Consider the following 15,581-nt stretch of genomic DNA (forward strand, 5'->3'; position numbering starts at 1 on the left):
TATTGTGCGAATGGGGCTTTTGTAAAAGAAGGCCCCTTTCCAAAAAAACAGCTATGAAATCGATACAAAAGACAAGCGCAATTCTAATATTGATTACCTTAATCCTTATTGGAATGCTTTATCTCTGGGAGAAAGAGGGTCGTCATCCAGAATCAACAATAGTAACCAATATCATTAAAGTCAATAATGGCTATGGCTACCAAATTTTAAATGGGGACAGCCTACTTATCGAACAGAAGTATATTCCCGCAGCAGTAGGAATTCGACATTTTGTATCCCGCAAGGATGCACAATTGGTGGCCGAGTTAGTAAAATATAAACTGCTGAAAGGCAAAAGTCCGGCAATATCGGCCCAAGAACTCAACGATCTAAATATTACTATCTTGATGCCTCAATAGCTTAATAATGGTAACTTTTCAGAAATCCGTAGTGCAGTTATTGATCCATATCTTTTTTTGGTCTTTGTTCTATGCGCTATGGCTCTATCCTGCAATGTTACAGTTAAGGGTCTTACCTACAGATCTGGTGGCAAGATTATTGACAGCCACGGTTTTGTTTTACATCAATTTCTTTTATTTGGTCCCAAAATTATTAATGAAAAAAAGTATTAGCCATTACCTCTTGGTATCGGTTTTGCTGATCATACTTATAACATTTGCGATAAATATATCGGTTTCTCCAACCTTTCCGGAAGCTCCCCACATTAGAAGGCCGTTTGGGGGAAAGAACCTTTGGTATATGCGCCTCTTCATTTCCATGGTCGTTATGGCCATTCCTTATACAATTGGCACATTGCTTAGAATATATATGGAATGGAAAAAAAATGAAAACCTCAGAAAAATAGTAGAAAACGAAAAAGTATATTCGGAGTTGCAGTTTTTAAAAACCCAATTAAATCCACACTTTTTGTTCAATTCCCTTAATGCAATATATGCCCTTTCCGTTAAGAAGTCCCCGGATACTTCACAAGCTATCGTAAATCTGTCGGAGCTAATGCGCTATATGCTATACGAAGCGGATAAAGATGTGGTGCCATTGGCCAAGGAACTGGAGTATATCAAGAGCTATGTGCAATTACAGCGGTTAAGGCTTTCGGACAGTGAAAATGTAACCCTAAATATTTCCGGGCAGGAAAAAGACAAGACAATACCTCCCTTGCTTTTTATTTCCTTCATTGAGAATGCTTTTAAATATGGCACGGATTACGAAGGCAAAACAGACGTTAAAATAAACCTTTTCATAAGTAATGAGTCTATTCATATAACAGTGGTAAACAAAGTGGGGGTATATAAAGAGCCCTCGAAAAATTCTGGGGTAGGTCTAAAAAATGTTAGGAACCGATTGGAGTTATTATATCCGTTCGCCCATGAGTTGATCGTAAAAAATGATGAGAAAACCTACTCAGTAGATTTAACCTTACGACAATAAAACCAAGCCTATGAAATGTATAATTATTGACGATGAGCCCTTGGCTATAGAAGTATTGGAAGATTTTTGCGGGAAAGTTGATTTCATGACCGTGGTAGGAACCTTTACAAATCCCTTGGAAGCCATTGGGATAATAAAAGAAAAAAAGGTCGATCTTATCTTCTGCGATATTGAAATGCCGCAAATCAGCGGTTTAGATTTTATCCGTTCACTGGACAATAGGCCGTTGTTTATTTTTACCACCGCCTATTCTCAATATGCTGTGGAGGGATTTGACCTAAATGCGGCCGATTACCTGGTGAAACCTATCCCGTATAACCGTTTTATAAAGGCAGTATCCCGGGCCAAGGAACTCTGTACCCATAAAGAGCGACAAGTAGAGGCCAATGTTTTTTCCTCGGTTGGGGAATCCAATGATGCCCAAAAATACATTTTTGTAAAAGCGGAATACGAGAGCATCAAAATTAATTTAGACGATATTGAATATATACAAGGTCTTAAAGACTATTTAAAAATTCATATCGCCAATAAGAACAGTACCATCCTTACCCTTATGAGTTTTAAGGAAATGCTGGACAGGCTTCCCGTAAATCAGTTCTTACGGGTTCATAAATCTTATATCGTCAATGTTGAGTATATAAAAACAGTACAACGAAACAGAATTGTGATCAATGACATTCGCATCCCTATCGGGGAAAGTTACAAGGCGCATTTCTTTTCCATTTTGGGCCTATAGAAAGTTCTTTTTTACCTTAATTTTCTATGGTCTCCATCATGGATATACCCAATTTCTTCAATTCGGCGAGAATAGGGGTATAGATAGTTTTTTTAATCGGGATTTGGACCCCTTTCTCATTAATTTTTCCTTCCAGGATCATCTTTACGCCAATAGCAGCTGGCAATGCCACCGTACGGGCTATGGCAGTATAGTCTTGGTTCCCGTAATTTAGCATTCTGGAAACAATGTTTTCCTTTTGGCCGTTTGCCCGGGTAACGCGAAAAGTATGTTGCATAAGAACCATATCCCTTTCCGAATCTTCCATCATCATTTTATGCACCATTAAATCGGAGGTTAGGTCAAATGCCGAGCCTTGTTCTAGATGAACAGGGCCTGCATCCAACACCCCCAACCATTCGATAGCTTTTAATCCTTGGTGTTCATCATCAATATTAAACCTTTCCTTAATATCCTCCTTTAAAGTATGGGCATTGAGGTTGTTTAACTCGGCGGTGACCTGCGCAAATGTTTTCCCTTTAAGGTTCAACTGGCCATAGTCCGTTAATTTTAATGCTTTAAGAAGATCTAGCGCTTCGCACCAGTTTTCATATCGAAAAGTCCCCCTGTACATTGTAGTAACTTCAGGGATTCCATAGAGATCTATATAGGCAAGCGAATCGCGATTGGGATAAACGTACATGCTTTCGACCTCGGGAAAATCTATCATTAATGGATCCTTGAATAAATCTGTCGTGTCCAAGTTTACCACTTTTCCATTTTTTAAGAACTGTGCCCCATTGTTGCTTGCCATAACCACGCCTTTCGGAGACCAAGAAAATTTATATCGAAATGGGTTGTTAGATGCCTCCGGGGCACAAAGCGCACCGCACAAAGAATAAAACTCATCAATTTTACCCTCCTCCGCATGTACCCTGTCTATAATCTCCATTGCCGTCATATGGTCATATCCGGGATCTACGCCCAACTCATTTAAAATAAGGATTCCGGCATTTTTAGCGGAAGTGTTCAATTCAGCCATTTCCTGGGAAACATAAGAGGTTGTAAGCATGTTCTTTTTATGGGCAATGCATTTTTCTGCAATGGCCACATGGTAGGTATATGGGAGCAGGCTTACGATAATATCGTGCTCCTTTATGAGCTGATCCAGAATATCGATTTCATCCATGGTCCAAGAAATGGCCTCACCATTTGTATATCCTTTCAAAACCTTTTCCGCCTTTTCTTTTGTGCGACTGGCCAAGGTTACTGCATAATTATTGTCCAGTAAATAATGGGCCATGGGTTTAACTACCATTCCGGCACCTAAAATCAGGATTTTTTTCATCGTGTAATTTGGATTGTGACTCTTTTAGAACTAGTGGATTGATAAAGCAATTAGCTTTAAATCATTGTCGTTTCTTGCGACCAAAATGGCGGTGTCCCCATTTGGCCCTAATGTTATTGAACGTATCTTTTTAACATCACCGTCCAGGGCAAAACCGCTTTCGCCATAGCTGGCAGGGGTAAACTGTGCGTTGCCGTTTCCTTTTAAAAGCATTCCAATACTGGCATCGCTTCTTGGGGTTTCTACTTCAGATTGATATAAATTACCCGCCACAAGAATATCCTTAAAACCATTACCATCGAAATCGTCCACATAAATATCATTAATTGCGGAGGTTTGGGCCTCATTGGGTAAAATGTGAAGTGTAAATGTACCGTGCCCTAAATTTTCCAAATATACGGAGGCGAATATATTGGCCTGCAAGTGCAAGGCTTCTTGCAGCTTTTCCCGGCCGTAGACCTGGACCAGATTAGCGGATCCAAAACTGTCGTAGGTTGGGAACTTTTTCTTTAAAAAAGGCATTTGTTGCGAAGAGCATTCCCTGCCGCGCAGTGGGAAGAGATCTCCCTGGTTGTAATAGCCAAGTACAATATCATTTGTGCCATTATCATCAAAATCAGTGGAATATACCTCAAACGGCTCCTCGGCAGAGGCCTTGTATTTGTAATTTAGCCCAAGATTACCAATAATATAATCCATATCGCCATCGTTATCCATATCTTCTTCCTCAATGCTGTTCCACCAACCTTGCGTTTCGGACAATATGGACGGGTCATTTATTAAAGTTCCATTCTGGTTTCTAAAAAACACTATTTTGGTCCATTCCCCTACCACAATCAAATCCGTTTGTCCGTCCGTATCAAAATCTGTCCAAAGTGCATCGGTGACCATGCCCAAATCCTCCATTTCTGGGGCCTTAGTATCTGTAACATCCGTATAAATGCCGTTTACGTTCTCCAACAATCGACTGGATTCTGAATGTGGATATTTTTGAGGAAAGAGCCTACTTCCAACAAAAAGATCTAAATCGCCATCCTTGTCAAAATCAAAAGGCTTTACACAGCTTCCGCTTAAATTCAATTTAGGCAATCTTTTATTTTCTCTAGTGAAGACCCCATTGTTGTTAATGTACAATCGATCTCTATATTGCAAGTGATTTGTTGGCCATTCGTTACCGCCACTGACTACGTACAAATCCAAATCCTTGTCATTGTCCACATCTAAAAACACAGCGTCCACATCCTCATATTCTTTATCGTTGTGCCAAGTTATGAGATTGGTAGAAACAAAAGACCTATCCCTGTTTTGTAAATAAAGTGCCGCAGGAAATCCTTTTGCCCCGCCGACAAAAAAGTCTTCCAGCCCGTCGTTGTTTACATCGCCCACAGCCAAAGCCGGGCCAAATTGGGACATTTTATGGGGCAGCAAGCTTTCTTTTTTAAAATCGTCAAAATGGTTCTCCTCATGCTTATGAGAAATGCTCCAGTCTTTTGTAATGTCCTTAAATGTATGGCGATTAGCCTCCTTAGGCATTACCTTGGGAGCGATAGCATTCTTGTAATCCACCAATAACCTTTGATTGGCCGCAACATTGTTCAACGACTGCATTTTACCATCGGGCCAAATGATCTTTATGGTTTTGGCCATGACCAGAGTATCCAACCCTACATGTAAGATAGGTGCCACTGCCGACTGATAGCCGCGTGTTGGATAGTTTTCAACGTATTGGGAACTGTTTTCCGCTTGGACCTCAACTCGTACCCCAACCCCAAACGGGTTTTTAGAACTTCCTTTAAACCAAAATTGCAGGTAGTTCTTTTTGGTATTGTTTTTTAAAACGGTTGCTTCCTCATCAACATTATTTATGATCAGGTCTAAGTCCCCATCGTTGTCCAAATCCCCATAGGCAGCACCATTGGAAAAGGTGTTTTTTGAGATTCCCCACGCTTTGCCGGTATTTGTAAACGTTAGGTCGCCATTATTCTTAAAAAAATAATTCTTAGTCTTTCTCTGTGGTGTTTTCCGCACCAATTCTTCTATGACCTTTGGAATTTTTTCGCCATTTTTTTGGGCTTCCTCAAGACGCTCTAGTTTGTACTTTCTAAAATCGTTGTTTCTGAAATCTCGCTTTAATCCGTTGGTAACGACAATATCTTTAAGCCCATCGTTATCGAAATCACCAAAAAGCGGACCCCAGCTCCAATCGGTATTGGATACGCCCGCTAGATGTGCAATATCACCAAAAGTGCCATTTCCATGATTCATTTGTAGTGCATTGAACATATACTGATAATGAAACCCATGGTCCACAGCATGGTTAAATGCCTGGGGGTCCATACCACTCATACTGGTCTTAATACCATAATTATCTTCCGCTACCATGTCCAAGGACATTATATCTAAAAGGCCGTCATTATTGAAATCTGCCATATCGGTCCCCATGGAAAAATTAGAGGTATGGGGGATAGCAGTTTTCAATTGCTCTGAAAAGGTGCCATCACCATTGTTATAGTATAAATAATCCTGTTCCACATAATCATTGGCCACGTAAATATCTGGCCACCCGTCTTGGTTTAGATCGCCGACAGACACCCCCAGCCCAAAACCTAGGGAATTACCGATTATCCCTGATTCTTTTGAAACATTGACAAATTTGCCAGAATCGTTCCGATACAATCGGTCCCCGGACAGCTCATTTTCTTCTTCCTTAAAATTCTCTGGGTTGTTGGTATTGATGGGCGTTACGTTGTGGTTTAACAGAAACATATCCAAATCGCCGTCCTTATCATAGTCAAAAAATGAGGCCTGGGTACTGTACCCCGAAAAATTAAGGTTGTATGCTTGGGCAACTTCGGTGAAGGTGCCATTTTTATTGTTCAGAAATAAAAGGTTCTCCCTGTTTTGAGCTTTTCCTTTCCCGGATTTACAAACGTAGATGTCTAACCAACCATCGGCATTTACATCGGCCATGGTTGTTCCTGTGGTCCATCCAAATGTACCTTTTACTCCGGCCTTCTCCGTAATATCCTCAAACTGAAAATCACCCTTGTTCCTATAGAGTTTATTGTCCTTAAGATTTGAGGTAAGGTAAATGTCTGCCAATCCGTCATTATCAATATCCCCTATTGCCACCCCGCCCCCATTGTAAAAATACTCGTAGACCATACTGTTCATGGCACTACTCTCCGGTATTTCATTTACAAAATGGATTCCGCTCTGGGAAGAAGGGACATCCGTGAACAACACGGTGTTCTCCACTTCTTCATTTTTGGGCATAGTTATAGTTTCGTCTTTGCACGATATAGCAAAAAGACAACAACTTACCCCATACAATGCTAAAATCTTAATTCCTTTCCTCATATTCCAATCGGTCTGCTCCTATGGCGGGCAATCTCACTTAAAAGTAATCGTTGAGTGTGTATTCAACGGTAGATCTATGGATATTTCTTTAAAAAAAGTTTCGTTTGCCAATTCTGTGGCATCGATTCGGGAAACAACTCCAAAGGGCACTGTATTACCATTGACAACTGCTGAGCCGTATTTATTTAAAGGATCTAATACCCTAAGCTTCCATGTTCTATTCTTTAGTTTGTTGTTGAACTGACCTGTGGCAGGACCTATTTGAAGTATTAATTGGTTGTCTTCCCCAGGTTGTTGCTTAACTGTAGTTTTGGAATATTCTCCTTTTTGATAGTTAATAGAACGTCCATCGTCTTCATAAATAACTATTTCTTCTGTTTTTCCAGGATATAGTTCCAACCATAATGTGCTCTCTTGCTCTCCTGGGACTATCCAATTTCGCTCTTTTCCATAACTTAATATGGCCCCTTCGGGCACAAACAGTGGCAGTTTATCAGGATCGCTTACATCATATTTCAAGACTTGCCCTCCGTCGTACTTGGTTTTGGACCAATAGTCGTACCAACCATGTCCCCGCGGTAGGTAGACCGAATGCACGTTTACATCATCATAGACCGGTGCTACCAGCAAGGATTGGCCAAACATATATTGATACGGCCACTGGTTTTTGTTGCAAGAGTTATCTTGGCCGTACTGCAACAGCATGGGCCTTGTTATGGGCATTCCCTCTAGATAGTTCTCATACGCCAAGGAATAAATGTAGGGTAGAAGTCGATACCTTAATTTTCTGTGGCGTCTAATACTTTTTTCCGCTGTATATTCATTTTCCCCTGCGGACCTGTCCGCATTGTCCTGGGTTTTGGACTTAACCAAACTGCGTTCTATAACAATGCGTTCTTTCCATTGATTTATGTCGGAGCTTACCGACCATGGTTTTAGGTTATGCGATCGTGATACCCCCAAAAAATCAACAAACTGGTTCATACGGGCTTGGATCAACGGGGTTTTACCGTATACATCCCAGGTAAGGTAAGACATTGCTTTCATGGCACCATGTGTGTTGGTAATGGCGTTTATTTGCCATTTCATCTCGGACCACGTAAAATCCGAATCTCCTACCCATCGGAAAGGATAACGCCGCTGCCCTATCATGGCGTTTACTGGCAATTGTGTAAGTTCTCCACCCCATGGATTGGTTTCTTGCATTCTCCGGCATCCTAAAAACATTACTCTATTATCATCACTGATATAGTTTTGTGTGCCGTTCCATATCTCGGCATCCGTAATATTATTTCTTCGGGTATCTTGCCATGTTCCAACAATCCCCATATCCAATTTTTCCTTGTATTTTTTCCACCAGATATCTTCATCTACCAAGGTTTCCGTCCATCCATGGTTTACCCTGTTTGGGTGATTGGGTGCATTGTGGTGAATTAGCATTAAACCATAATTTTGTTGTTTTAGGGAATCTATCATTTCTGGAGGCGACAAGGGCTGCGTATAATTTACCGACCAGTCCAAACTGCCACCCCATGTTATTTCCTTATCTCCCTTACATGCATCGCCCCAGCCAAAATCTAGAATAAGATTATCACAGGGAATATCCTTGCTTCTAAACTTAAGGGCTACATCCATAAAGTCTTGTTGATTTCCGGAACAACTGAGATGTTGGGTCTGAAAAAACCCATATGCCTTTCTTGGAAGTAAAGGTTCTGGTCCTATCAGGGTATTAACCTGTTTAAATAGGGCATTATAATCCGGTCCGTAGACAAAGTACTTATCCGAAATTAAATCGTCTTCTATGAAGGTTTCGGAATAGTTCTTAGTTTTAGGATTGTAGAACCAATGCGTATATCTACTGTTGAGGTTTGTTTCGTTAAAAGCACTGGCATTGTCAAAAACAGCATAGCCATCCTTAAACATTCCGTTGATAGGGCCATCGGAGGGATAAATTTTTTCCGAAGCTTTGGAGAAAATTGTCCATTCCAAATTTTTTTTATCTATGTGCAGCGAAATATCAGAGCTTTCTACGATGTATGAACCGTGGTCTTCCCTTAGTTCGCACGTTACTTTTTCCCAAGGTTCCAGATGACCATTTAAAAATGGTATTTCGTATTTTTTTGGGAATTTAACGCTGTCAAGCTTCGATATCCGAAACCTGAACATGGTAGGTGTGTAAAATGAAATCTCTACGGAATCACTTATATAAATTTTAGTGGAATAGGCATCGTATTTTATACGGTCGACATTTTTCCTGTCCGAACACGATAGAGCAAGAACTCCAATGAGTACGGTGCTTGTTAAAATCAAAGTTGCTTTTTTAAAAGGAATCATTGTATTGATTATTGTCGATGGTATAACACGCCGGTGCATTTTAAGCAACGGCCCAAGAATAAAAAATACCCAAAGAATAAAAAACGGTCATCTTTGGGTATCGTAGAAAAACTAACTCAAACTAACTATTTTCATTTGATCTTACCATCCCGGATTCTGATTAAGGTTTTGATTAATGTTCAGCTCCTGTAATGGTATTGGAAACAAAATGTGCTTATCTTGAAAATTCTCGGCAAAGGGTTTGCCATGATCTTGCAATGTTGTTTTGATAGATTCGGTTGCGGTACTTCCCTTTTGCCATCTGTACAGATCAAACCAGCGTATTCCATATTCCATTGCCAGCTCAACCGGTCGCTCGTGATGACGGATCTGCGTACGCAAGGCATCCTGGGCCATTGCCCCCAGGGGTGCCGCCCCTCCACGTTCTCTTACTTTGTTTATCTCTATGATAGCTTCGTTGGTTTTTCCGTTTTCGTTCAAGGCTTCCGCATACATTAATAGCACGTCGGCAAAACGGATCAACACTAGGTTGGTTCCGTTGTAAAAATTAGTATCCTGATTGAAAGCGTATTTTTTAAAATATTTTGGGTGATTCAATTCTGAAGCAACCTCGCTATAGGGTCTCACCGCCTCATCACCCCTACTGTACATTTCCGAATTGGGGTCATCAAAGAAAATACTTTCATATACCCGCTCGCTTATATTACCGCCACCATCAACATCTGTCTTCATCTCGTCTACCAACCATTGCGATGGGTAAAACAATTCCCATCCTCCAAAGGCATATGGAGAAACTTGAAAATTAAATACTTGGCGTTCATCATTATCGCCGGTTCTGTCTCCAGAAAACTGTATTTCAAAAACACTCTCCGGCCCATTTTCAGAACTTCCATTAAAGTTATCCTCGTAGTTGGGAAGTAGTGAATAGTCCATGCCAACTACTTCGGCAAATTTTGCTTCGGCCTCCGTCCATTTTTCCTGAAACAAATAGACTTTCCCAAGCAAAGCCTTGGCGGAACCTGTTGTTGCTCTTCCTATCCATTCCGAAGAATGACTGGCCAACATATTGCCTTCAGCCTCTTTGAGATCCGTTTCTATTTGTGCCCAAATTTCCGCTGGCGCGGCCTGAGCAGGAAAAAGGTTTTCCGGATTGGTATCAAAGGTGGTCACTAGAGGGACATTCTCAAATGCAGTAACAAGCCAAAAATAATTCAACGCTCTTAAGAATTTTGCTTCTGCAACGATTACATTACGATCTGCTTCTGATACGGCCTCTATCTCGGGAACGTTCTGTATTACCTGATTTGCTCTCCCGATGCCCGTATAACAGGCTTGCCAAATATTAAACGGACCGCTTTCTTCCGTGGTATTGTTGAAACTAGCCGTAGCTCTGCTATATGTTTCCGCAGTATTATTGGTTACATCATCTGCACGATACGTCTTTGCAGTATATATTTCCTCAAAAAAAGCCCATTTACTTCCGGTGGCACTATGCATTGCCGCATAAGTTGCCGTTAGCGCTTGGAGAGCATGTTGGTCTGTCTTCCAAAAACTAGATTCAGACAAATCTTCTTTATTTGGAACTTCAACAAAATCATCGCTACAGGAAGATAAGAGTCCCATAACTAAAAATATCAATATTAAATAGCTGTTTTTTTTCATGGTTAATATTATTAAAATTAAACGTTAGGCTACATGGAAAGGCTTATCCCCAATACGAATGATCTTGTTAAGGGGTAAAAGCCCCTATCAACACCTCTGGTAAAAGTACCACCGTTTCCTAGCCCGGGATCAAAACCGGAATAGTCCGTAATTGTGAACAGGTTATTTGCCGTAACATACAGTCTGGCCTTTGAAATAAAGGTTTCGCCAATGGCCGATTCTGGTAATGTATAGCCTATCTGAAGATTCTTCAGCCTTAAATACGCGCCATCTTCCAAGAAATAATTGGAAGGACGAATGTTGTTGTTTGGATCACCGAAAACATTTCTAGGAATGTTACTTCCGGTATTACTCGTGGACCAGGCATTTAGCAGATCTGAAGACATATTATTGCGGTCTGATCTATAAAGCCACATTCTAACACCGTTGTATATTTCGTTACCGCTTACCCCCTGAAAAAATAAGCTTAGATCAAAATTCTTATACTCGGCATTGAACGTTAGTCCGTATTCTACCTTAGGTAGGCCACTGCCAAAAAAACGTTTATCGTCATCTCCAAGAACCCCATCTCCATTAGTGTCCACAAACCTAAGATCTCCAGGAGCCGCATCGGGCTGTACACCGTGGGCATCAACTTCTGCCTGACTCTGGAAAATACCATCGGCCTCAAAAAGATAGAACCTTCCTACTTCCCCACCCACTTCCGTGCGTGTTGTTGGAAAATTGTTAAATTCGATAAAGCCATCGGTAAAAGCTTCATCGGCAATTCCCAATTGGGTGATTTTGTTCTTTGATCCACTAAAATTGGCAGTAACATCAAAAGTAAAATCTCCCTCGTTCTTACTATAGGATGCAGAAACTTCCCATCCTTTATTTTCCATATTGCCCCCGTTCGTTAACGGAAAAATTGTAATCCCCGAACTTGCAGGAATCGGCACGTTCACTAACATTCCGTCTGTTTCTGACGTAAAATAATCAAAGGACAATCTAAATCTGTTCTCCAAAAGACCAAGGTCTACACCAAAATTGGTAGTACTCGTTTCCTCCCATTGAATATCCGGAGTAGGGAGTTCTGTACTTACAGCTCCTACAATTATATTTTGAATAGGATCTCCGCCAAAAGGATTGTTTAAAGGGAACAACCCAGTGTCCTCATTTCGTCCGGACCCTATTCTCGTTAAGAAAAGGTGATTCCCAATTAGTTGATTCCCCAGAATACCGTAGCTGAAACGCGGTTTAAGCTGACTTATAAAATCTGAGTTGAAGAAGTTCTCATTATGCACGGCCCAACCCAGGGATACCGAATAAAATGTTCCGTACTTATTGTCCGTGGCAAAGCGGGAAGATCCATCGCGCCGTATACTTCCCTGTATGTAATACCGGTTGGCATAGTTGTATGTTAAACGCCCAAACAAGGATTGCAGCGTGCTTGTATTATTAAAACCTCCCAAAGATTGTTCGCCAATTCCTGCAGAAAGTGCTTCGAGCTGATCCGAAGATAGTTCCGTGTTCTTACCTTCTATAGATCTAAAATGACTTTCTTCCTGAGAAACACCAAGCAAAACCTCTATATCGTGTTCCCCAAAAGTATTGCGGTAGTTCAGCATATTGTTCAATGTCCATTCATTGGTACGCGATCTTCGTTCAAACAAGGAAGGCTCGTCATTATTGGACTGTGCTCCAAAATTATAAATGGGTACAAACTCAAAATTATGTCTGTTTTCTATATTGGCCCCATACTGAAATTGATACTTGAGTCCTTCAAATAATTGAAGTTCCGCTGCGATATTGAACTGAAAATAATCGTCTTGGTTTTTGTCATTGATTATGGATTGCAATCCCACAGGGTTCTCCGAGCCCAATTCTGGAGGAGGCGTTGCAAAACCGTTTGAGGAGTTCGGATCAAAAACTGTTTTATGCGGTAATTGCGTGTAAACATTTAACAATGATGAAAAACCGGCATTACCGCCTTCAAGGCGTTCAAAAAAGTTTTCCCTGTTCTTTCTAGAAAAGCCTATGCCCGGTGAAAGTTTTAGACGGTCGTTAAACAGTTTAATGTCCATATTCAATCGGGTGTTTATCCTATTGTAATCGGTGTTAAGAATAGTTCCCGTATTTGAATAATATCCTCCCGAAAAAAAGTAGTTCATATTCTCCGTACCACCAGATATACCAACATCATGTTTCTGTTCAAAACCATTTTTAATATAGGCATCCGCCCAATCCGTATCCGCGTACTGCGTTCCGTTGGTTAAATAAGGTGCGGGGGTCTCTCCGGCATTAGCGAAGGATTCTAACTTTATTTGATTGTGCTGATCCCTATTGGCCACACTAACATCATTGGTTATAGCATGGGTGCTTACGAAGGAGTTAATGGTTACCTTAGGCGCTCCGGAACGTCCCCTTTTTGTAGTAACGATAACAACTCCATTGGAAGCTCTGGAGCCATAAATTGTAGCGGCAGAGGCATCTTTTAGTATACTTATGTTTTGAATATCGGCAGGGTTAACGTAAGACAAATCCCCGGGTATACCATCTATAACAAAAAGTGGGTTGTTGTCTCCAATGGTTCCAAGGCCCCTGATCCTAATAACTGGATCACTTCCGGGAACACCACTGGCAATGGCAACGTTTAAACCGGCAACCTGTCCTTGCATGGCGGTGGCAATATCGGCAGTGGGGATCTTTTGGATCTCCTCAACATCAACGGAAGTAATGGCCGCAGTCAGCTCTGCTTTTCTCTGGGTACCATAACCCACAAGAACAACCTCTTCCAGACCTTGCGCGTCCTCAACCAAGGTTACATTGATTGTACTTTGGTCTCCCACTATGATTTCCTTGGTTAAAAAGCCCAGATATCTATATACTAAAATATCTTCAGGTCCGGAAACCTCAATAGAATAGTTGCCGTCAAAATCGGATAGAGTTCCTTTGGAAGGATCATCCTTCAACGTAATGGAGGCACCTGCCAGAGGGATTCCATTAGAATCGTACAATACACCAGATACTTGCTGCTGCATATTTGGTTTCGGGATTGTTTTTTTCTTAACGTTCTTTCGTAGTAAAATAGAGCCGTTGTCGTCAAAATCTAAACTAAAGTCCCCATACGAAAGACTTTGCTTTAAAAGGTCATTTGCCCTTATTCTTCCTTTTTTCAATCGAACCGTTGGCGCATCGAGGAACAAGTCGGATCTATAAATGAAGGTGTAATCCGTTTGTTTTCTAATTAGGTCGAACACCTGTTCTACTGTAACTTCTTGATCAGAATCTACATCAATCCTTAGATTTTGCGAGAACCCATTACTGGTTGTAAAACCAAAAGTTGCTAGACAAAAAAGGAATATTGTAGTTCTCATAAGAGCAATTCCTATTCTCCTCCAATATAGAGGAGAACCGTTTAATTTAGTTTTCATAAATTTGTTCTTTGGTTAGTTAAGTTTTTAATTAATTAAATGTACACGGGGATGGGTTGTTTAAATTGTCCAGGTCTAAACCCCATTCCCTTTTTTTCCAATAAATTCACTTCATAATTACTGTTTTTCCATATATTTCAAATTTAGCTTCGTTCGTATTTTCAATTATTTTTAAAATTTCTTCTATACTCCGTTCCCTGTTAAAAACGCCATTGAAGGTTACTTCGTCCACTACAGTGTTCTCCCCGATTTCCACATCTATATCATACCATCTGGATAGCACGGTCATAATATCTCGAAGAGATTTGTTTTTAAAGCTAAACAGACCATTTTTCCAGGAAATCTCGTCATATACATCTACTTCGGTAATGCTTACCTCGTTTGTGATTCTATTGATCTTGGATTGTTGACTAGGGCTTAATTCGTTTTCATTTCCGCCGTTATCTATGCGCACACTGCCTTCCACAAGGGTAGTCGTTATCATTGCATCCTCTTTATAAGCCTTTACATTGAATTCTGTGCCCAAAACCTCTAAGTCTTGATTATAGCTAGAAACTACAAAGTTAGATCCGTTGTGTTCCGAGCTGGGAGAGACGTCAAAATAGGCTTCGCCATATAATAATTCTACCCTTCTAGAAGAAGTGTCGAACACTACAGGATACTTCAGCTTAGAGTCGGAATTTAACCAAACTTCTGTACCGTCCGAAAGTTTAATATGAAACTCCCCTCCTCTTGGGACGGTTAGGTAATTGTAAACAACTTCTTTGGCCTTAGGCTTTGCATTTGTTTCGTAAATAAGCGCCTTACCATTGCTTTTTAAGTTGGAGCTCTGATAAGCTTTCCCCTCTTCCAAGGCAACTTCGGACCCATCTTCCAATGTAAGCACCGCTTTGTTGGAGCCGGGTACAATTTCCGTTTTTTGGGTGGTAACCATTGTTTCTGTAGGGCTTGCATTCTCCCCGACCGAGTTTGTGTAATAGAACACTGCAACCGCCAATGCGATGGAAGCTGCTACCGCATACTTCCAATATGGTATGGAAACCCTTTTCTTTTCAATCCTCTTTTCTATAACCGACCAGCCTTTTTCTATGTCGACCAACTCCGGATCCTGACCATAATTCTTTTTAACGTTGGTAAAAAATTGCTTGTGTTTATCAGATTCGTTGTACCATTGGTCAAAGATTATTTCTTCCTCCGGGGTTAGGCTATTGTTAAGTTTTTTGACGACTATTTTAAAGTCCATGCGAATTTATAGTTAAGGTATTTATACTATAAAGACAACAAAAACCGTAAAATGGGTGACAAAAAAAGAAAAAAAACA

Annotated in this window: 9 protein-coding genes; 3 read left to right on the top strand and 6 right to left on the bottom strand. The window is 40.7% G+C overall.

What is annotated here, in order from left to right; translation table 11 throughout:
- The first annotated feature begins 53 nt into the window (after window positions 1-53).
- From ACEQ81_RS02555 to ACEQ81_RS02565, 3 genes are read left to right on the top strand one after another with little or no spacing between them, the layout of a single operon-like run.
- Window positions 54-398: a DUF4907 domain-containing protein gene (locus ACEQ81_RS02555; RefSeq protein WP_411029276.1), complete on the top strand. Its 345-nt coding sequence runs from the start codon at window positions 54-56 to the stop codon at window positions 396-398.
- 7 nt (window positions 399-405) lie between these two features.
- On the top strand, window positions 406-1,428 hold the full coding sequence (locus ACEQ81_RS02560; protein WP_411029277.1) for a sensor histidine kinase: 1,023 nt from the start codon (window positions 406-408) through the stop codon (window positions 1,426-1,428).
- A gap of 10 nt (window positions 1,429-1,438) precedes the next feature.
- A complete protein-coding gene (locus tag ACEQ81_RS02565; protein WP_411029278.1) occupies window positions 1,439-2,164 on the top strand; it encodes a LytR/AlgR family response regulator transcription factor in 726 nt (241 codons plus the stop codon).
- A 16-nt stretch (window positions 2,165-2,180) separates the two neighbouring features.
- Here the strand turns inward: ACEQ81_RS02565 and ACEQ81_RS02570 are convergent, their stop codons facing one another.
- The 6 genes from ACEQ81_RS02570 to ACEQ81_RS02595 form a co-directional block, all read right to left on the bottom strand.
- Window positions 2,181-3,491: a saccharopine dehydrogenase C-terminal domain-containing protein gene (locus tag ACEQ81_RS02570; RefSeq protein WP_411029279.1), complete on the bottom strand. Its 1,311-nt coding sequence runs from the start codon at window positions 3,489-3,491 to the stop codon at window positions 2,181-2,183.
- A 30-nt stretch (window positions 3,492-3,521) separates the two neighbouring features.
- Window positions 3,522-6,851, bottom strand: coding sequence for a VCBS repeat-containing protein (locus ACEQ81_RS02575; protein ID WP_411029280.1), 3,330 nt, complete (start codon window positions 6,849-6,851; stop codon window positions 3,522-3,524).
- A gap of 33 nt (window positions 6,852-6,884) precedes the next feature.
- Entirely contained in the window at window positions 6,885-9,161 is a 2,277-nt protein-coding gene (locus tag ACEQ81_RS02580) for a TIM-barrel domain-containing protein (protein ID WP_411029281.1), read from the bottom strand.
- 165 nt (window positions 9,162-9,326) lie between these two features.
- The gene (locus tag ACEQ81_RS02585) at window positions 9,327-10,847 is read right to left on the bottom strand and encodes a RagB/SusD family nutrient uptake outer membrane protein (protein WP_411029282.1); all 1,521 of its coding nucleotides are present in this window, start codon (window positions 10,845-10,847) and stop codon (window positions 9,327-9,329) included.
- Between the two features lie 29 nt (window positions 10,848-10,876).
- A complete protein-coding gene (locus ACEQ81_RS02590) occupies window positions 10,877-14,260 on the bottom strand; it encodes a SusC/RagA family TonB-linked outer membrane protein (RefSeq protein WP_411029283.1) in 3,384 nt (1,127 codons plus the stop codon).
- Between the two features lie 106 nt (window positions 14,261-14,366).
- Complete coding sequence (locus ACEQ81_RS02595) at window positions 14,367-15,503, bottom strand: FecR family protein (protein ID WP_411029284.1); 1,137 nt, start codon at window positions 15,501-15,503, stop codon at window positions 14,367-14,369.
- Between the last annotated feature and the right edge of the window lie 78 nt (window positions 15,504-15,581).

Source organism: Spongiimicrobium sp. 3-5, from assembly GCF_046557915.1.
Classification (GTDB): domain Bacteria; phylum Bacteroidota; class Bacteroidia; order Flavobacteriales; family Flavobacteriaceae; genus JBHEBG01.

Bases quoted from the DNA above. Each gene is read 5' to 3' on its own strand.
- ACEQ81_RS02565 (WP_411029278.1), top strand. From the start codon at position 1,439: ATGAAATGTATAATTATTGACGATGAGCCCTTGGCTATAGAAGTATTG.
- ACEQ81_RS02595 (WP_411029284.1), bottom strand. From the start codon at position 15,503: ATGGACTTTAAAATAGTCGTCAAAAAACTTAACAATAGCCTAACCCCG.
- ACEQ81_RS02585 (WP_411029282.1), bottom strand. From the start codon at position 10,847: ATGAAAAAAAACAGCTATTTAATATTGATATTTTTAGTTATGGGACTC.
- ACEQ81_RS02560 (WP_411029277.1), top strand. From the start codon at position 406: ATGGTAACTTTTCAGAAATCCGTAGTGCAGTTATTGATCCATATCTTT.
- ACEQ81_RS02555 (WP_411029276.1), top strand. From the start codon at position 54: ATGAAATCGATACAAAAGACAAGCGCAATTCTAATATTGATTACCTTA.
- ACEQ81_RS02575 (WP_411029280.1), bottom strand. From the start codon at position 6,851: ATGAGGAAAGGAATTAAGATTTTAGCATTGTATGGGGTAAGTTGTTGT.
- ACEQ81_RS02570 (WP_411029279.1), bottom strand. From the start codon at position 3,491: ATGAAAAAAATCCTGATTTTAGGTGCCGGAATGGTAGTTAAACCCATG.
- ACEQ81_RS02590 (WP_411029283.1), bottom strand. From the start codon at position 14,260: ATGAAAACTAAATTAAACGGTTCTCCTCTATATTGGAGGAGAATAGGA.